Genomic DNA, 17,554 nt, shown 5'->3' on the forward strand with positions numbered 1-17,554 from the left:
TGCAGGTAGCAAAGGAAAATACGGATCAGAACAAAACCCGCCCACGTAAAAGCCCGCTGACCATCACTGGTTCAGCGGGCTTTTTACTGCGCGGCCTACTCCTCGAAGCGCCCCGTCACGTCACGATCGCGCTCGTATCGTCTCGTGAGCGGAAACGATGGTAACCAACACTCGCGACGGACGATCCAGCTTTCGTAGGTTGGCATCAGCTGGTCAGGGGCATCCAGGGACCCCAGGTTCACTTCGATTTCGTCGGCGGTGCGCGCGAAAATGGACGAGCCGCAGCGAGGACAGAAAAACCGCCCGGCATAGTCGCGTGTTTCACCAGTGATCGTCACCGCACTCTGAGGGAACACCGCGGAGGCGTGAAAAAGGGCCCCATGATGCTTGCGGCAGTCGAGACAGTGACAAACGCCGACCCGGTATGGGCGTCCCGAAGCCTCAATTCGGACGTCGCCGCACAGGCAACCGCCCGTGAATCGTTCCATACTGCGTCTCCTCTAAAATCAAGCGGTCGGAATGTTTGCAACGCACAGCCGGTTTTCCCGAGTGACGACCTCGCAAAGGCCATTGTCGGTGATTATGACGCAGGTAAAGCGTTACCGATAAGGTCCGATCCACCAGCACATGTCCTATCCTTCCATCCAACCCACAACTGCGGAGATCGAAATGCCCGCCTCCGAATCTACCCTCCTCCAAAGTTGGCACCACAACGCCCAATCCTGGATCGAAGCCATTCGCACCGGCACCATCGAAAGTCGCCTCAAGGTCACCGACCAGGCAATCCTGCTGGCGGTACTAAGCCGCCAGCCCGAGCGTGTGCTCGACCTGGGTTGCGGCGAGGGCTGGCTGTTGCGTGCGCTGGCTGAACGGGCCATCAAAGCGGTCGGTGTGGATGGCGATGCGACGCTGGTCGAGGCGGCGCGGGCGGCGGGCTCTTCTCAGGTGCATTTGGCAAGCTATGAAGCGTTGGTGGAGGCGAAGGTGGACATCGGCAGCGCCTACGACCTGATCTGCGCCAACTTCGCTCTGCTGCACCAGGACATCATCCCTCTGCTCGCCGCCATGAACGCCCTGCTCGCCCCTGGCGGCGCGCTGGTAATCCAGACACTGCATCCATGGACCGCGGCGGCGGGCGACTATCAGGATGGTTGGCGGGAAGAGACCTTCGCTGGGTTCAAGGGGCAGTGGCAACCCATGCCGTGGTACTTGCGCACCTTGTCCAGTTGGCTCACTGCGCTGGACATGGCCGGTTTTCGGCTGGCCAGCCTGCAGGAGCCGCAGCACCCGCAAAGCCCTGCGCCGCAGTCGTTGCTGTTGGTGGCCGAGCAACGGGGGTGAGCCCCACACCCGGTTATTCACGCCCCTGGCCGACTTTTCTAGGCGGCCGTCATGATGGGAACAGGTCCAGTGTGCGCTCAAGCTCTTGAATGTCGATTTTAAAGCCATCGCCCTCTGGCGCTCCGACCACAAAGCCAAAATTCTGGTGGTCGCGATCCGTCAGGTACTTGAAGTAGCTGACGAAACGGTTCGGTGGCTGCAGTGCCAGCAACGAACCACCCGGCTGCAGTACATTGACACCGTGTACTAACTGGCTCCCTTCGACCCCCACCACGGTCTGCGCCCCGGCACACGTCGCCACTATGGTCGGGACATCGGTTTTCAAAGGATCGATGATGCGAAACCCCCTACTCTTGCGCAGATGCTCAGCGAGCTCAATTTCATTGCGCAAAAAGCGCAAGTCACCGTCGCCACCCCGGAGAATGAACACGCCAGGGTGAGACTCATAGCTCACGTGCGACAGTAGCTTTTCACCCATGGTACGGAAACGTAAATGCCTGCTTCGATTGTTGCTCAGATCGTCGAATAGCACGAGTTCATGAAAAAACGCACCGTTCAAGCGAACCGGTTTCATGCCAAACCAGTCCTCATACGCGAGGGCCTGAGTAAATAGGGGAAACCTGGCGGATGGCGCGGTGGTGACCGGGACGCCTTCGTCGCAGGCCAACGAATAGGTCGGGCAGTCTTCCATCAACCATGTGCCAAACCATGTATTTCCATTTTGCGTACAGTAGACGGCCCCGCGCTCGATCTCGTTTTCCACGAGAATTCGCGGAAACATACCCGGTTTGAGAGACAACCACAGACTTGCATTGTCCTTGTAGAGCGCGCCATCGATCAGCCAGACATCCTTGACCAAGTAGCCACGTGTCGGGCCTTGTACCACGTCACCCAGCCCTTCCATGGTGCGAGCGGGATGCTCGTAAGGATAAAAGCGCTTCGCCTCCCATCCTGTCACACGTTCCATTTGACCAGGCAGGAAGATAGCCGGCGGCGAATGCGATATCCCACCCGGCGCAATATCCCAGCTTTTCACCGCCAGGCTTTTCAAGTTGATCTCCGCCTTCCGTGCCAGTCTTTTTCTCGCCATATTCCTGTAGGCGGCAAGGGTCCATTTTTTTCGATTGCCAGCAGTCGCAGTGCTTATTTCCGAGACATCGCTTTCCATGAAAAGTCCTCCCTGCGGGACAGGGTCAATAGTCAGGCGCGAAGCGCTGTAATTTCAGTTCTGAAAATGGCTCAGCTGGAGGCAATCCTTTGCATGATGGGTGGGGTCTGCAGACTGGCATAGCGACTGCGCAAGGTTTCGAGGAACTGTTCGCCAGAGCTCTGTGCGCAATAGAGATAAATTTTGTGCAGCCCGCCAAAGACCATTTCATGATAGCGGCTGGCGACCTCCTCATCGCTTGGCCCGTCCGGTAAGCCAAGGTGGAGGGTCATTTCCTTCCCTTCGACAGCGAATAGCGGCGTGTCCCAGAGGAATTTGGCTGTACCTGTCTTGGGCAGCCGGACAAACATATAAGCGTGGTTTCCCAAGGAATCAATATCACCGCCGCGCCTTCTTTTCCATTTCAGAAGTCCGTCATCCGGCCGTGCCACGCAAAGACCGATGTCGTAATAATCGAAGCCATTATCGATCGCCCATTCAAGCGCCATGAAAGTGGTGATCGAATTGACTTCGCGCAGTCTTTTGGCATCTGAAAAAATCGCCTCGGTATAGCCGAAACGTAGTGTGCTCCAGTAGCGCTTTGCGCCCCGGGTTATTACGCAGCCAAGGTGGCACGCAACAACTTCGTCCTCCAGCATAATCAAGTCGAGCCGGCCCACAGTCTTGGCTATCCTCAACACCTCCTGCGTGGCAAATTGCGCAGCGTGGGTGCCTTGCCTTGCCGTGGCATAAGGTCGAAGCATTTCCCTGTCTGCCTTTTCAATGTCTTCATCCTGCAGCGTCTGAATCATTCGGTAGCGCGGTCGGTTCTTGCGTATATTTCGCCGCAACTCGCTATCGTATTTTGTGGTGATCTCCTCGATGGAACGCCCCAGTGGTACGACGGCACTCAGATACAAGGGTACATACAAGGCCCCCGAGGTCGGCATTTCACTGACCACTACCACATGATTCGACGCGGCAGGTTCCGCTTCGCCGTCGGCCATAGGGGTATTCCCTTGGGACTTCCCCCCAATGAGAAGCTTCGCCATCTCCCGCTGCTTTTTCCTTCCGATATAGAGGAATTCGTAAGGACTTTCGCTCTGCAGTCTGAACCTGACTATCTCCCAGCGCCAGAAACACGCACGTCCAAGGATGTCTCGCAACCAATTTGAAGTATTTCTTATCTCATACCGCATCGAAGGAGAAATGAGTTTTCGGATAACTGCCGCCAAGTTCCCTTTCATTTCTTCGTCATCCTTCGAGTTTTCTGGTGGTAGATCAGAAAACGATCCACGCGGAACTTCAAGAGGCGGGCTTAAACCTTATTATGAAAGACATATTTGATGAGGCGATGCTCTGATGTTCCGTAACAGTAAAGATACGAGGCAGAGGCTTTGCAAGCGACGTACGGAGGGCATCAGTCGTATATTTTATGACGAAATATTTCCTATCAGAGCCGGTCGAGCTGGGGCTCCATGTTGAAACGTGAGCGAGCACCCTGCTGGTTCCGACCTGATTTTCTACCGTGACGATGGAGCTGATGATTCAGCAGTGGAGGCCACTTCAGTTAATCGAGAATGTCGGGGTTGCTGGTGTCGCCCGCGTGAATGATCCGTTCACAACCCTGCAGGGCATCTACGCTTGGGGACACGAGATCCAGACCATCACCCCTCTGCTCTGCCCATTTGCGGTTGATTGCAGTTAAAAAATCGAGTCATTAAGGCGTATAACCTTTCAAGTGAATTGCGAACTGCACGCCGCTAGCGCATGGCTTACACCACACACGGGGTAGCGACATGACCACAGCACACATCCTTGGCAACCTGTTTCCCGACTCCACCGACATACCGGAAAAATACCGCCTCGACGGCCAGACCGAACAGCGTGAATACCTGGTCGACGGCGAGCTGAAAACCTGGTCCGGGCCCCTCGCCCAAGTCCGCAGCCCGGTGTACCTGACCGGTGAAAATGGCGATGAACAAGTGATTCTTGGCAGCACGCCACTGCTCGATGCCGACACTGCATTGACCGCCCTCGACGCCGCCGTCCGCGCCTATGACCGAGGCCAGGGTTTATGGCCGACGATGCGCGTGGCCGAGCGCATCCAGCACGTCGAAGCCTTCCTGGGGCGCATGCGTGAACAGCGCGAAGCCGTGGTCAAGCTGCTGATGTGGGAAATCGGCAAGAACCTCAAGGACTCGGAAAAAGAGTTCGACCGCACCTGCGACTACATCGTCGACACCATCAACGCGCTCAAGGAGCTCGACCGCCGCTCCAGCCGCTTCGAACTGGAACAGGACACCCTCGGCCAGATCCGCCGCGTGCCGCTGGGTGTGGCGTTGTGCATGGGACCTTACAACTACCCGCTGAACGAAACCTTCACCACGCTGATCCCGGCGCTGATCATGGGCAATACCGTGGTGTTCAAACCGGCCAAGCTGGGCGTGCTGTTGATTCGTCCGCTGCTGGAAGCATTTCGCGACAGCTTCCCGGCCGGGGTGATCAATGTGATCTACGGCAGTGGCCGCGAGACCGTCAGCGCGCTGATGGCCAGCGGCAAGATTGATATCTTTGCATTCATTGGCACCAACAAGGCCGCCAGCGACCTGAAAAAACTCCATCCAAAACCGCACCGCTTGCGCGCGGCGTTGGGCCTGGACGCGAAAAACCCCGGCATCGTGCTGCCGGAGGTGGATCTGGACAACGCGGTCAGCGAAGCGCTCACCGGCTCACTGTCGTTCAATGGTCAGCGCTGCACCGCGCTGAAAATCCTCTTCGTCCATGAAGACGTAGTCGACGCTTTCATCGAGAAATTCAACGCCAAACTCGCCAGTCTCAAACCCGGCATGCCGTGGGACAGCGGCGTGGCGCTGACACCCTTGCCGGAAGCGAGCAAGGTCGATTACCTGCACTCGCTGGTCGCGGATGCCGTCGGCAAAGGCGCCACCGTGGTCAACCCCAACGGCGGTGAAGCCCGCGCTTCGTTCTTCTACCCCGCCGTGCTGTACCCGGTGACGCCGCAGATGCGCATCTATCAGGAAGAACAGTTCGGCCCGGTCGTCCCGATCGTGCCTTACCGGCATCTGGACACGGTGATCGATTACGTCCTGGAATCGGACTTCGGCCAGCAGCTGAGTATCTTCGGCACCAACCCGGTGGCGGTCGGCCGACTGGTGGACACCTTCGCCAACCAGGTCGGGCGGATCAACCTCAACGCCCAGTGCCAGCGCGGCCCGGATACCTTCCCGTTCAACGGCCGCAAGAACTCCGCCGAAGGCACGCTGTCGGTGCATGATGCGCTGCGGGTGTTTTCGATCCGCACACTGGTGGCGACCAAGTTCCAGGAAACCAACAAAGAACTCATCAGCGAGATCATCAGCGGACGCAGTTCGAGTTTCCTGACCACCGATTACATCTTCTGAGGAGACCGAGCCTGAGCACATTCAGAGCCAATCGACTGCCACCGCTATTGCGCCGACTGCTGCGTCCATTGCTGGACCCGTATCGGCGCTATCGCCACGCCAGAGTGATCCACGCGGTGCGCGTGTCGCTGGGGTTGCTGGCAACAATCCTGCTGACCACCGGCATCCACCTGCCCCACGGTGAGTGGGCGTCGGTGACGATGCTGGTGGTGATTGGCGGTTTGCAGCATCACGGCAACATCGGCAAAAAAGCCGCCGAGCGCGCCATCGGCACCTTGATCGGAGCCGGCGTCGGCTTGCTGCTGGTGGCGCAACAGGCCTGGCTCGGAATGCCGTGGCTGACCTATTTCGCGATGGCGGTGGTCTGTGGGGTCTTCTCATACCACGCCATTGGCAAGGGCGGTTACACCGCGTTGCTCTCGGCGATTACCGTGTTTATCGTCGCGGGGCATGGCGACAATCCAATCACCGACGGGTTGTGGCGTGGTGTGGACATCCTGATCGGCATCGCCCTGGCCCTGGCATTTTCGTTCGCCCTGCCGCTCTACGCAGTTTATTCCTGGCGCTATAACCTGGCCGATGCATTACGCGACTGTGCAACGATCTACGGGCGCATCATCAATGGCCAGTCGGTCACCGATGACGAACACCATAAGCTCGTGGGCCGCCTCAACACGGTGATGGTGCAACTGCGCTCATTGATGCCGTCGGTGTCCAAGGAAGTGCGGATCTCCATGACTGAACTCGATGCCATTCAGCGCCACTTGCGAATGTGTGTCAGCACCCTGGAAATCCTCGGCAACATCCGACCGGATGCCAGTGACGCGGACGCCATGGCCCATTTGCAATCGGCTTTGAAAGCCGAACATCGGTTGATCCGGGTGCAACTGATCGGTATGGCCCGGGCGCTGAAATCCGGTGCGTCCCAGCGGATTAATCGGCCTGTCGAACTGCCATCGGATTCAAGACTGGCCGCACCGGTTTACAGTCCTCTGGATGGTTACCGGTTATTGGTCCGACAGTTGGCCAGCAACATCGGCGAGATGCGCCAGCGACTGGCCAAGACTGCGCCGCGATGGAACATCTGACGCCGGTTTATTGCGTTGCCGCTCGACGAAACTTTAGGCTCCAGCCTTGTTGCATGCCGGCAGCGGCCAACAGAATCGCGGCGACACCGATCCATTGCAGCGGCTCCAGGCGATGGCCGAAAGCGAACCAGTCGACGAAAATCGCCGCAATCGGGTAGATGAATGACAGCGCACCGGTCAGCGCCGTCGGTAGTTTTTGAATCGCGCCGTAGAGCAGCACGTACATCACGCCGGTGTGGACGATGCCCAGGGTTACCAGACTCGCCCACGCGCTCGGCGCTTGCGGCACTGCCGAAAAGTGCGCGAATGGCGCCAATAACAGCACGCCGGTGAGCACCTGAATCAACGCGATCAGATGCGGCGGTGTGCCGGTCAGGCGTTTGATGATCAACGCGGCAATCGCGTAAAGGAATGCCGCCCCCAGCGCCAGAGCGATGCCCATCAGGTAATCATTGCCGCTCTCGCCCTGCCCGCCATGAGCGCTGACAATCGCCAGCATCCCGAGAAACGAGATGCCTAGCCAGAACAGTTTCTGTAGGGTGATTTTCTCGTTGAGGAACAACGCGGCCAACCCCACCAGCATGAACGGTTGAACGTTGTATACCGCCGTGCCGATGGCAATCGAGGCACGGGAGTAAGAAGCAAACAACAGCACCCAGTTGCCGACAATCGCCACGCCGCTGAGCACGGCGAGCAAGAACGTGGTGCGAGTCAAAATGCCCGGGCGCAGGAAGCCGAATGCCGCGCAGATCAGCAACAACGTGCCGGCGCCGAACACGCAGCGCCAGAACACCACGTCCAGCACCGGTTGCCCGGACACCAGCACGAACCAGCCGATGGTCCCGGAAATCAACATGGCGGCGGTCATTTCGAATGACCCGTGACGTACTGTTTTGTCCATCATAAGACTCCTGTGTTTGAGCCCAAAGTATGCCAATCCGCCGGGGGGGTTCTCCAGCGCAAAAAGCAGGCTAAACTCGGCATCTGCCTTTTTTATCAAGGTGGTTTGAATCAATTGCCTAACAGGGGTTTCGCCATGACCGACGATATCGACCAAGTGCTGATCACGGCCTTGATGGAAGACTCACGCCGCTCGCTCAAGGCCCTGGCGCAAATCAGCGGCCTGTCCTCGCCCAGCGTCGCCGAGCGCCTGCGCCGCCTCGAAGAGCGTGGTGTGCTTAAAGGCTATACCGTCGAGATCGACCCAAAATGCTTCGGTTATCAACTTCAGGCGATCATCCGCATTCGGCCGCTGCCGGGCCAGTTGCAGGAAGTGGAGCGGCAGATCCAGGCCATCCCTGAATTCACCGAGTGCGACAAGGTTACTGGCGACGACTGTTTCATCGCCCGTCTGCATGTGCGTTCGATGGAGCAACTGGACACCCTGCTCGACCGCCTCAACACCCACGCCGAAACCAACACGGCGATCGTCAAGAAAACCCCGGTCAAACGCCGGTTGCCACCGATGGCGTGAGCCTTTACTCAAATTGCAGACAAGAAAAAACCCGCCGAAGCGGGTTTTTTCCTCAAGGCAGACGATTAGTCATCGCGGCTCATGATACCGAACAGCTGCAACAAGCTGATGAACAGGTTGTAAATCGATACATACAGGCTGATGGTCGCCATGATGTAGTTGCGCTCGCCGCCGTGAATGATGGCGCTGGTCTGGAACAGAATGCAGACCGAGGAGAACAGCACGAAACCTGCGCTGATCGCCAGTTGCAGACCGCTGATCTGGAAGAAGAAGCTGGCAACTACCGCGCCCAGCAACACGAAGAAACCCGCAGTGATGAAACCACTGAGGAAACTCATGTCCTTGCGGGAGATCAGCACATAGGCCGACAGACCACCGAACACCAGCGCAGTCATTGCGAATGCCGAACTGACCACCTCGGCGCCGCCCTGCATACCCAGGTAACGGTTGAGGATCGGGCCGAGCAGGAAACCCATGAAACCGGTCAGGGCAAATGCCGACACGAGGCCCCAGGCAGAATCACGGAGTTTGTTGGTGAGGAAGAAAAGGCCGTAGAAACCGATCAGCACCACAAAAATATTCGGGTAGCCGACACGCATCTGCTGAGCGACAAACGCCATCACGCCGCTGAATGCGAGGGTGAGAGCGAGTAAGCCGTAAGTGTTGCGCAGGACGCGGCTAACCTCTAGCTGCTCAACCTGCACGCTGTTATTAACTGCGTAATCCTGTTCGCGCATGGCGACACTCCTGTTGGTTTGAAACGTTCAGTCGCAAAGATCATAACAGACGCTCTGTAACAAGCTACGCAGAGAGTTTGACAGTGTGTTTCATTCAGGTATTATGGCGCCCGCAACGCAAACGGAGGTGTGGCCGAGTGGTTTAAGGCAACGGTCTTGAAAACCGTCGACTGTAACAGGTCCATGAGTTCGAATCCCATCGCCTCCGCCATCTTTATACGACAAAGCCCTGATAATTCAGGGCTTTGTCGTTTCTGGCTTCTGTAAAAACCCACCAGCCATACCTTGACCCTTGGTTTTCCGTTGTTATACGTGGCTGGCATCTTTTGCGGTGGTTAGTGGGCAACCGCGACGAAGGATCCGGCAATGGAGGTGGTCATCACGGCGGCAGTAGCCGGAGCAGTGGTCACATCGCCCGCCCCCACAGTGATGGGCATTGCAAAAGGCGTAACTCAGGATATTCATCTTCTGGACGCTCTGGCATCCACACCAAATCCCTATGTTGTTAATGGTGCCCAAAGTAGGGGAAACGCTCCGCGCGTTAATCAAAAAAAATCTAACAAGGGAAATCCAACCTTGAAAATTTCAACAATCTGCGTCGCAGGCAATCTTTTGGTTTCGGTCGCTGCTTCTGCTACAGGGATTATTCCCGTCGTCGACCTGGACTTTACTAGGTCAGCGCTCTGGAAGTATCAGGCTGTAGATCTGAAACAACAGGCGGCGATCCAGAATGGTGAAAAGCTATAAACACGCTGCGCTTTCGGCTCCCCGCTTGCAGCGATTGACCGAATCCCCGCCTCCACACAATTCAACGGTAAAGGCGTTTGGAGCGTTTGGTATCGCCGCTAGCATGGCACTCGTTTACTTCGGCTACATAGGGTTTTGAACCGGACTGTAAATTGCCCCCCCATTCCGCGGCTCGCACTCTCCGCGCCACGTTGACCGTGTGCCGCCGCCCTTATTTGACGAGTCGCGTTTCCTTGGAAGGTCTGTATCCGAAGTACGAGCTATAGCACTTGCTAAAGTGGCTGGGCGATACAAAGCCACAGGCAACCAACACGTCCACCTGGGACAGCTCTGTGTGCTGGAGCAGCCGACGCGCTTCGGTAATCCGCAATTCCATGTAATACCGTTGCGGCGTTGTGCCCAGTTGCTCCTTGAACAAACGCTCGAGTTGTCGACGCGAACGGCCTGCGTAAACGGCCAACTGCTCCAACTCCAGAGGCTCTTCGAGGTTGGCATCCATCAGTTTCACCACCTCGCGTAATGGCGCGCTCACGCAGACATTTTCAGTCGGTTTTATGCGCCGATAACGAGACTCCTCGAAAGCCAGGATGTCCTCGATACCCTCGACAAGTGCTTTGTCGTGCAGCCCTTTGATCCAGTCCAACGCCATGTGGAACGCCCCCGAGGGACTGGAAGCCGTGAGCCGGTCTCGATCAATGACGTAGGGCTCACTGGTGACATGCGTCGCCTTGGAGATTTCCGCGAGTGCGGGGCGATGTTCGGGGTGAATCGCGCAACGATATCCGTCAAGCAAGCCTGCCCTTCCCAGGAACCATGCGCCATTCCACAACCCGGCCAGACTGACACCCTGGTCTGCCGCCGCTCTCAACAGGCTGATGAAATCATCACTCGCCTTCAGTTCTGTTCGGTAGCCGCCACAAATGACCAGCAAATCCAGGTCTTGGATCGCTGAACAATCGATGCGGGCATCTGGCCGAATGACCAGGCCCAGGTCACTGACGACTTCCCCATCGGTCAAGCCAAATGTTCGGGAAGAGAACAACAGGGGTCGCAGTAGATTCGCGGTGACAATCGTATCCAGTGCTTGCGTGAATGCGGGCAGCGAGAAATGCTCGAGCAACAGAAATCCTGCCCGGATCATTTGAGTCTTCTCGTTGGGGCTCTCATTCAGATAGCGGAGATTTTTCCCCTTCATGCCTCCGCTAAATTGGCGTCGCTCGATCAATGTTCGATCCACTCGGTTACGTTAACGACCCTGTCGTTGGGTGCGTTGATAACGCGCATGCTAACCGCAAAAGTTTCAAAACCACTAGCGCCATTATGCGATTGATCAGGCAAGCTGAAAGCCGTGACGAAGTGGGTCTTTATCATCGACAAAGTGGTGTTGTGGCCAGTAATCCTGGCCCACTCGAGTGTGATGGACGACGCGCCTAAACGATAGCGGGATACCCATCGACACTATCGGGCCAACGGGTCAGAACCTCGAAGGCGTCATCAGTGACAGCGATCATATGCTCCCATTGAGCCGAGAGCGAGTGATCCTTGGTGACCACGGTCCAGCCATCGTCCAGCGTTTTCACATGGCGTTTGCCAGCGTTCAGCATGGGCTCAATGGTGAAGATCATGCCGGTTTTCAGTGTCAGACCCTGGCCTGGGTAGCCGCAATGAAGGACCTGCGGCTCATCGTGATAAACCTTGCCGATTCCGTGACCGCAGTATTCGCGCACGACGCTGAATCCGTCTCTTTCGGCCACGGTCTGAATGGCATGGCCAATGTCGCCCAGCGTAGCGCCGGGGCGGACGACGCGAATACCGGCACACATCGCTTCATAGGTCGCCTACGCCAGGCGTCGAGCATCCGGGCCGGGCTCACCGACGAAGTACATGCGGCTGGTGTCGCCGTACCAACCCTCCTTGATAACGCCAATGTCGATATTCACGATATCGCCATCCTTTAGTGCGTTGGCCGAAGGGATGCCATGGCAGACCACCTGGTTGACCGATGTACACACGGTTTTCGGGAAGCCGGGATAGCCGACATTGCCTGGTATGGCTTTTTGCACGTTGAATCGAGGCCGCCCGCCAGTTCGGCACGAATCAGCAAACGGTGCGCTTACGCTCTTTATACCACTGCATGAACGCTTCGGCGTTTACCGGTCGGCAGACGTGAAAACCCTGGGCCATGTCGCAGTGGTAACCACCCAGCGCATCGAGCACTTCGGATGTTTCTACGCCTTCGGCGATGACCTCCATGCCAAGCTTGTGACCAAGATCGACAACGCTCCATACGATTAGCTCGTTGGCTTGATCGCTTTGCATGGCCAGTACAAAGGATTTGTCGATCTTGAGTTCACTGATCGGCAAATCCTTCAACTGAGCCAGACTCGTATAGCCGACGCCGAAATCATCGATGGCGATATGGATGCCCAGCGTATGTAACTGCCTCAGGAGGGTACGAGCAGCATCGGAATCGAGCATGATGGCGGACTCGGTCACTTCGAATACCAGCATATTTGGGGTCAATTTGTGCTGTTCAAGCAGATCGACAATCTGAAACACCAACTTGTCGTCCTGCAGGTTGCCTGCAGAAATGTTCACGGCAACCGGTACGCATATCCCGGCGTCGGCCCAGGCCCGCACTTGAGACAGCGCGAGGTTCAGCACGTAATGATTCAGGGAGCCGAGGATCCCGGTGAGTTAGGCAAACGGAATGAACTCACCCGGATTCACGAGGCCAGACCTCGCCGCAGTTCGCCGAGCATTGCCAGGCGTTCCGGAGAGCGCCGATCCGCTCCCGGATTATAGGCGAGTATGCCCTTGCTCTGTTTCTTGGCTGCATACATGGCGATGTCGGCGCGCTGCATGAGCGTCGCAGGATCGTCACCGTGCAGACCCGAAACCACTACCCCAAAGCTGGCCTCGACATCCAGTGCGACCCCATCGATTTCGAACGATGCGGTAATCGCGGCGTGCAGCCCTTGCGCTGCTTTCAAAGCCCCCTGCAGGCCTTCGACGGAGGGAAGCAGAATCGCAAACTCATCACCTCCCAACCGGGCGACCGTGTCGATTTCCCGTACCTCACTGATCAGCCGCTTGCCGACCTGGTCGAGCAGGCGATCCCCGTAGTGGTTCCCCAGGGTGTCGTTGACTTCCTTGAACCGGTCAAGGTCGATCAGCAACAGGCCCGTGGTTGACCCCTGGCGGCGCCCCAGGCGCAGTGCCTGCTCGAAACGGTCAGCCAGGAGCGTCCGTTTGGCCAGCCCGGTGAGCTTGTCATGCAGCGAAGCGTGCAAGGCGCTCTTGCGTTGACTGTCGAGTTCGAAGCGCGTGCGCCGCATTACTTGGGCGAACAGGCCGGCGAGAAGCAGCCCGGCGATAAAAACGACGGGAGTGGTACTGACGTTGAAGGACTCCCGTGCGCGCAGCCTCTCCAGCACCACGATAGACTCCTCGTGGTGATGGGCCGCTGCTAGCAGGACGACTTTTTCAATCTTTTCGAACCGTGGGTCGCCCTCGTCATTGTCGATACGGCGCACTTCGGCATCATTCCCACGGTCAACGGCCTTGAACAACTTATTGACGCTTTCCAGGTAAGGCGTCAGGGAGGTGCGAACATCCTCGACAAGGAGGTGGTCGGCAGATTGCGCGCCCACTTACTGGGAATTGTGTTGCTCCAGCGCATAAGCTTGGGTACTGCGGTCTGCTGTACAAAGGCTTCAGGATGCTCCGGATTCGCTGGCGGTAAATTGCTCATGCGCTACCTCATGTAAACGTGGCTGCTTCCATTCTTATTGGCAATGCCCGCTAAAAATTGAGCATAGTCGAAAATGATAGGCCAACGACGAGCCACACCTCTAACGCGTGCTCAAGCGACTTCAATAGCTGAGGGAATGAAGTGCTGAGCAATCATCGTTTGTACCCCTACTCGATGATGCTCAAGATTCGAGCCCTGAACGGCAAACCAAATTCGCCTCTTCACACCGCACTATTCGACTCAGGAGATAACAATGAATAAAGCCATTTCTCGTCGTAGCGGAGGTCAGATACTGGTGGATGCCTTACGCATCCATGGCGTCAAAAGGGCTTTTTGTGTTCCGGGAGAAAGCTACCTCGCGGTTCTCGACGCATTGCATGACGTGCAAGAAGAAATCGATCTGATCGTATGCCGCCAAGAAGGTGGGGCGGCTTATATGGCAGAAGCCTATGGCAAGCTGACGGGAGAGCCAGGCATCTGTTTCGTCACACGTGGCCCGGGGGCAACAAATGCCTCTGTTGGCGTTCACACAGCGTTCCAGGATTCATCGCCGATGATTCTGTTTATTGGTCAGGTAGCTCGCGATCAGCAGTATCGCGAAGCCTTTCAGGAAATTGATTTTCGCCAGATGTTTGGCCCCTTGGCGAAATGGGTCGTACAAATAGACGACACCAGCAGAATCCCCGAACTGATCAGCCAGGCGTTCCACCGAGCGGTCAATGGCAGGCCAGGGCCAGTCGTGGTCGCTCTGCCAGAAGACATGCTGACCGAAATGGCGGAAGTCAGTGATGCCGGGGCTTTCAAACGTGTCTTGATGACGCCGGCAGCCGAGCAAATAGCCGCCATGCAGCAACTGCTTGAGCAATCGGAGCGTCCATTGATGGTGCTGGGTGGCAGCGGCTGGGATAACGAGTCAGTGCACGACATTCGGCTTTTTGCTGAACAGCAAAATATCCCGGTGGCAGCCTCCTTTCGCTGCCAGGACCTGTTCGACAATCGACACCCTAACTATGCCGGCGATCTTGGATTCGCGGCGTCAGCGCAGCTGTCGTCAGCTGTGAAAGACGCCGATCTGCTCCTGGTCGTAGGCTCCCGAATGGGAGAGGTTTCGACGGGGGGATACGCCACTTTGGATATTCCCGTTACCAAGCAAACCTTGATTCACATTCACCAAGGCATTGAGGAACTGGGGCGGGTCTACCAACCGGCGTTGGCTATAAACAGCAGCATGTCGAGCTTTGCGAAATTAGCAGCACGACTCCCGGCTGCAACCACCCAAAGAAACAGCGAGTGGACGCAAACGCTGAACAACAACTACCAACAGAACCTGGAACGTACAACCTCCCCTGGCCCAGTCCAAATGGCCGACATCATTGAATGGTTGAATCGCAGACTTCCGGATGATGCGATCCTGACCAATGGTGCCGGAAACTATGCCGTCTGGCTTCAACGTTTCTATCAGTTCCGCCATTACCGCACCCAGTTAGGACCTACCAACGGCTCGATGGGCTACGGCGTTCCTGCTGCTGTGGCCGCCAAACTGACTTGCCCGGATCGAGTGGTGGTTTCGTTTTCCGGGGATGGCTGCTTCTTGATGAACGGTCAGGAGATCGCGACTGCAGCACAATATGGGGCCAACGTGATTTTCGTTGTGGTCAACAACGGAATGTACGGGACAATCAGAATGCACCAGGAACGCAATTACCCTGGACGCGTGTCAGGAACTGATTTGCACAACCCGGATTTCGCAGCACTTGCCCAAGCCTATGGACTGCATGGCGAGGTGGTCACAACGACGTCGGAATTTGCGCCTGCGTTTGAACGCTGCCTTGAAATGTCCCGGCCATCTTTGATTGAGGTCAGAGTCGACCCTGAAGCATTAACACCTCGACTTAGCCTGACTCAGATCAGAGAGCAATCCAGCAAAAAGTAAGCGGCCATTTCTTCTTTCTTTCCTCTCTACAGACAAAGGAGCGACTACTCCTCGGACGGTGTATCGCCATCAGGGATAAATTCGTGCGGTCTGACCGCCGGTACATTTCGTTGCTCAAGGTTTACAGATCGTCGACGGTCACTGGGCACGCCGACAAAAAAATCTCGAACTCCAGCCATAGCGTTGAATCCAATGTTCAGGTCAATGGAGGTAAGCGATATGAACAACGATGACAGTGTTAACGACGTCGAAGGAGATCTTGAGGACAGGGACCCTGACGCCAAAGGTGTGGATGAAACCATTACGCCCTCTTCAACCCCAACCAAGGAGCAGGACGCTGAGGCGCTCAGTCGAAAAATAGCTGAGATAGAACGCAAGGTGGCGGACGGCAATTAGCCAGATGCTTGACGCTGGCTGGCGTCGAAAGCGGCCATAGACCAGGGTCGAGTTGGCCGCTTTTTCGTACTGATGGGGACGATTAACCGTTGCAATTGCCTGTGATACTTTGAGGTCAACTCATCCAGTTTCCACCGTCGACATTGTAGGTCTGAGCCACCACATAGTCGCTTTCGGACGACGCGAGGAATATCGCCATTCCCGTCAGATCATCAGCGGTCCCCATCCGCCCAAAAGGCACCTCTTGACCCACGAGCCTTTTCTTTTCGCCCAATGGCCGATTTTCATATTGAGCGAACATCGCATCAACGCCATCCCAGTGCTCGCCGTCAACCACGCCTGGCGCGATGGCATTCACATTGATCCCATGCTTGATCAGGTCCAGACCTGCTGATTGAGTAAGGCTGATCACAGCCGCTTTCGTCGCGCAATACACACCCACGAGCGCTTCCCCTCGCCTGCCTGCCTGGCTGGCCATATTGATGATCTTGCCGCCATGCCCCTGCCGGATCATCTGACGAGCAGCGGCCTGAAGGGTGAACAGTGTTCCGGCGACATTGATCGAAAACAAACGCTCGAAGCTGTCGCGGGTGATGTCGACAATGGGGGCAAGATCGAAGAGCGCAGCGTTGTTGATCAAGATATCCAACTTGCCTGTCTGTGCGATGACGGCAGCCATCGCGTCCTCGATAGACACTTGGTCAGTAACGTCCATCTCGACAGCGTAGGCGTTTGACCCGAGCTCTTCAGCCGTGGCCCGGGCGCATTCAAGGTTGATGTCAGCGATGGCTACCCTTGCGCCTTCATTCACGTAGGCCTGAGCAAAAGAACGGCCAATGCCTCGGGCGGATCCGGTGACAAGCGCGCTTTTACCTTCTAGTCGTTTCATTGATTGTTCATCCGTTTTCTTGAATGTCGGGTACGCCCTACCGAGGGCAGTGGAGAGGCTTGAAGATCAGGCGGCGAGACGCACCAACGGGGCGACAGCCTTCCCGTGCTCGTCGAACAAATGGCAATGCGCAACGTCCAGCGCGACCCACCTCTGCTCTCCATATGCGACATTGCAATCGCCGTTGACTCGTACGGTGAGAGCTTCACCGGACTTGGCGACGACGTGGCAGAAGGTGTCGCTGCCCAGGCGTTCGGTGACGTCTGTGGTGATGGGCAGTTGCCCTTGATCATCCAGGCTGAGGTGTTCGGGACGTATTCCCACGGTGACTTCGTTACCCTTACTCAACGTGCTTCCATCACGAGGGATAAGCAGACGTCGACCGGAGGTCAGCTCGACCTCTACGCCCTGATAACTGTTGGCAACCACTGTGGCCTTGAGGAAGCCCATTTTCGGGGTGCCCAAAAAGCCTGCCACGAACAGATTGGCAGGCTGGTGATAGAGGTCGAGCGGTGAACCAATCTGCTCTATTCGACCGCCGTTGAGCACCACCACTTTGGTGGCGAGCGTCATGGCTTCGACCTGGTCGTGGGTCACGTAGATCATCGTCGCTTGCAGTTCTT

The 17,554-nt window shown here is 56.7% G+C and carries 17 protein-coding genes, 1 tRNA gene and 1 pseudogene; 8 read left to right on the plus strand and 11 right to left on the minus strand.

Features of this window, described 5'->3' with window-relative positions; translation table 11 throughout:
- Positions 1-95: 95 nt before the first annotated feature.
- Positions 96-488, minus strand: a complete 393-nt coding sequence (locus QK293_RS25845; RefSeq protein ID WP_282382749.1) for a GFA family protein — start codon at positions 486-488, stop codon at positions 96-98.
- A 181-nt stretch (positions 489-669) separates the two neighbouring features.
- Between QK293_RS25845 and QK293_RS25850 the strand changes: the two genes are divergently transcribed.
- The gene (locus QK293_RS25850) at positions 670-1,341 is read left to right on the plus strand and encodes a class I SAM-dependent methyltransferase (protein WP_282382752.1); all 672 of its coding nucleotides are present in this window, start codon (positions 670-672) and stop codon (positions 1,339-1,341) included.
- A gap of 49 nt (positions 1,342-1,390) precedes the next feature.
- On the opposite strand, the gene QK293_RS25855 is transcribed toward QK293_RS25850, so the two are convergent.
- Complete coding sequence (locus QK293_RS25855; RefSeq protein ID WP_282382755.1) at positions 1,391-2,509, minus strand: glycosyltransferase family 61 protein; 1,119 nt, start codon at positions 2,507-2,509, stop codon at positions 1,391-1,393.
- 71 nt (positions 2,510-2,580) lie between these two features.
- The gene (locus QK293_RS25860) at positions 2,581-3,735 is read right to left on the minus strand and encodes a hypothetical protein (RefSeq protein WP_282382757.1); all 1,155 of its coding nucleotides are present in this window, start codon (positions 3,733-3,735) and stop codon (positions 2,581-2,583) included.
- Positions 3,736-4,287: 552 nt separating this feature from the next.
- Between QK293_RS25860 and QK293_RS25865 the strand changes: the two genes are divergently transcribed.
- Both QK293_RS25865 and QK293_RS25870 read left to right on the plus strand, forming a co-directional pair.
- Positions 4,288-5,913: an NADP-dependent glyceraldehyde-3-phosphate dehydrogenase gene (locus QK293_RS25865; protein ID WP_282382759.1), complete on the plus strand. Its 1,626-nt coding sequence runs from the start codon at positions 4,288-4,290 to the stop codon at positions 5,911-5,913.
- Between the two features lie 68 nt (positions 5,914-5,981).
- Complete coding sequence (locus QK293_RS25870) at positions 5,982-7,001, plus strand: FUSC family protein (RefSeq protein ID WP_282382790.1); 1,020 nt, start codon at positions 5,982-5,984, stop codon at positions 6,999-7,001.
- A gap of 7 nt (positions 7,002-7,008) precedes the next feature.
- On the opposite strand, the gene QK293_RS25875 is transcribed toward QK293_RS25870, so the two are convergent.
- Positions 7,009-7,902, minus strand: a complete 894-nt coding sequence (locus QK293_RS25875; protein ID WP_282382761.1) for a DMT family transporter — start codon at positions 7,900-7,902, stop codon at positions 7,009-7,011.
- 135 nt (positions 7,903-8,037) lie between these two features.
- Here QK293_RS25875 and QK293_RS25880 point away from each other — a divergent pair, with 135 nt between their 5' ends.
- Positions 8,038-8,475: an Lrp/AsnC family transcriptional regulator gene (locus QK293_RS25880; protein ID WP_282382763.1), complete on the plus strand. Its 438-nt coding sequence runs from the start codon at positions 8,038-8,040 to the stop codon at positions 8,473-8,475.
- A gap of 65 nt (positions 8,476-8,540) precedes the next feature.
- On the opposite strand, the gene QK293_RS25885 is transcribed toward QK293_RS25880, so the two are convergent.
- The gene (locus tag QK293_RS25885) at positions 8,541-9,212 is read right to left on the minus strand and encodes a Bax inhibitor-1/YccA family protein (protein WP_282382766.1); all 672 of its coding nucleotides are present in this window, start codon (positions 9,210-9,212) and stop codon (positions 8,541-8,543) included.
- Between the two features lie 123 nt (positions 9,213-9,335).
- Here QK293_RS25885 and QK293_RS25890 point away from each other — a divergent pair.
- Positions 9,336-9,423, plus strand: a tRNA-Ser gene (locus tag QK293_RS25890).
- 155 nt (positions 9,424-9,578) lie between these two features.
- Positions 9,579-9,959: a hypothetical protein gene (locus tag QK293_RS25895; protein WP_282382768.1), complete on the plus strand. Its 381-nt coding sequence runs from the start codon at positions 9,579-9,581 to the stop codon at positions 9,957-9,959.
- 211 nt (positions 9,960-10,170) lie between these two features.
- Here QK293_RS25895 and QK293_RS25900 read toward each other — a convergent pair whose 3' ends face one another.
- From QK293_RS25900 to QK293_RS25915, 4 genes and pseudogenes are all read right to left on the minus strand, one after another.
- On the minus strand, positions 10,171-11,184 hold the full coding sequence (locus QK293_RS25900) for a GlxA family transcriptional regulator (protein WP_282382770.1): 1,014 nt from the start codon (positions 11,182-11,184) through the stop codon (positions 10,171-10,173).
- A gap of 205 nt (positions 11,185-11,389) precedes the next feature.
- A pseudogene (map, locus tag QK293_RS25905) lies at positions 11,390-12,025 on the minus strand (type I methionyl aminopeptidase); the annotation flags it as partial.
- Between the two features lie 31 nt (positions 12,026-12,056).
- On the minus strand, positions 12,057-12,647 hold the full coding sequence (locus QK293_RS25910) for an EAL domain-containing protein (RefSeq protein WP_282382792.1): 591 nt from the start codon (positions 12,645-12,647) through the stop codon (positions 12,057-12,059).
- Between the two features lie 38 nt (positions 12,648-12,685).
- The gene (locus QK293_RS25915) at positions 12,686-13,612 is read right to left on the minus strand and encodes a GGDEF domain-containing protein (RefSeq protein WP_282382773.1); all 927 of its coding nucleotides are present in this window, start codon (positions 13,610-13,612) and stop codon (positions 12,686-12,688) included.
- 354 nt (positions 13,613-13,966) lie between these two features.
- On the opposite strand from QK293_RS25915, the gene QK293_RS25920 reads away from it, so the two are divergent.
- Together QK293_RS25920 and QK293_RS25925 are read left to right on the plus strand one after the other, a co-directional pair.
- Entirely contained in the window at positions 13,967-15,646 is a 1,680-nt protein-coding gene (locus tag QK293_RS25920; protein WP_282382776.1) for a thiamine pyrophosphate-binding protein, read from the plus strand.
- 219 nt (positions 15,647-15,865) lie between these two features.
- A complete protein-coding gene (locus QK293_RS25925) occupies positions 15,866-16,042 on the plus strand; it encodes a hypothetical protein (RefSeq protein WP_282382779.1) in 177 nt (58 codons plus the stop codon).
- Positions 16,043-16,157: 115 nt separating this feature from the next.
- Here QK293_RS25925 and QK293_RS25930 read toward each other — a convergent pair whose 3' ends face one another.
- Positions 16,158-16,931 carry an L-iditol 2-dehydrogenase gene (locus QK293_RS25930; RefSeq protein WP_282382781.1) on the minus strand — a complete coding sequence of 258 codons (774 nt, stop codon included), beginning with the start codon at positions 16,929-16,931 and terminating at the stop codon, positions 16,158-16,160.
- 66 nt (positions 16,932-16,997) lie between these two features.
- The coding region (locus QK293_RS25935) for a TOBE domain-containing protein (protein WP_282382784.1) at positions 16,998-17,554 on the minus strand (557 nt) is incomplete at its 5' end.

This window comes from Pseudomonas sp. AL03, from assembly GCF_029960815.1.
GTDB lineage: Bacteria > Pseudomonadota > Gammaproteobacteria > Pseudomonadales > Pseudomonadaceae > Aquipseudomonas.

What these genes read in the sequence shown, in the direction of transcription:
- QK293_RS25845 (WP_282382749.1), bottom strand. Translation starts at nt 488, where the DNA reads ATGGAACGATTCACGGGCGGTTGCCTGTGCGGCGACGTCCGAATTGAG.
- QK293_RS25850 (WP_282382752.1), top strand. Translation starts at nt 670, where the DNA reads ATGCCCGCCTCCGAATCTACCCTCCTCCAAAGTTGGCACCACAACGCC.
- QK293_RS25855 (WP_282382755.1), bottom strand. Translation starts at nt 2,509, where the DNA reads ATGGAAAGCGATGTCTCGGAAATAAGCACTGCGACTGCTGGCAATCGA.
- QK293_RS25860 (WP_282382757.1), bottom strand. Translation starts at nt 3,735, where the DNA reads ATGAAAGGGAACTTGGCGGCAGTTATCCGAAAACTCATTTCTCCTTCG.
- QK293_RS25865 (WP_282382759.1), top strand. Translation starts at nt 4,288, where the DNA reads ATGACCACAGCACACATCCTTGGCAACCTGTTTCCCGACTCCACCGAC.
- QK293_RS25875 (WP_282382761.1), bottom strand. Translation starts at nt 7,902, where the DNA reads ATGGACAAAACAGTACGTCACGGGTCATTCGAAATGACCGCCGCCATG.
- QK293_RS25880 (WP_282382763.1), top strand. Translation starts at nt 8,038, where the DNA reads ATGACCGACGATATCGACCAAGTGCTGATCACGGCCTTGATGGAAGAC.
- QK293_RS25885 (WP_282382766.1), bottom strand. Translation starts at nt 9,212, where the DNA reads ATGCGCGAACAGGATTACGCAGTTAATAACAGCGTGCAGGTTGAGCAG.
- QK293_RS25895 (WP_282382768.1), top strand. Translation starts at nt 9,579, where the DNA reads ATGGAGGTGGTCATCACGGCGGCAGTAGCCGGAGCAGTGGTCACATCG.
- QK293_RS25920 (WP_282382776.1), top strand. Translation starts at nt 13,967, where the DNA reads ATGAATAAAGCCATTTCTCGTCGTAGCGGAGGTCAGATACTGGTGGAT.
- QK293_RS25925 (WP_282382779.1), top strand. Translation starts at nt 15,866, where the DNA reads ATGAACAACGATGACAGTGTTAACGACGTCGAAGGAGATCTTGAGGAC.
- QK293_RS25930 (WP_282382781.1), bottom strand. Translation starts at nt 16,931, where the DNA reads ATGAAACGACTAGAAGGTAAAAGCGCGCTTGTCACCGGATCCGCCCGA.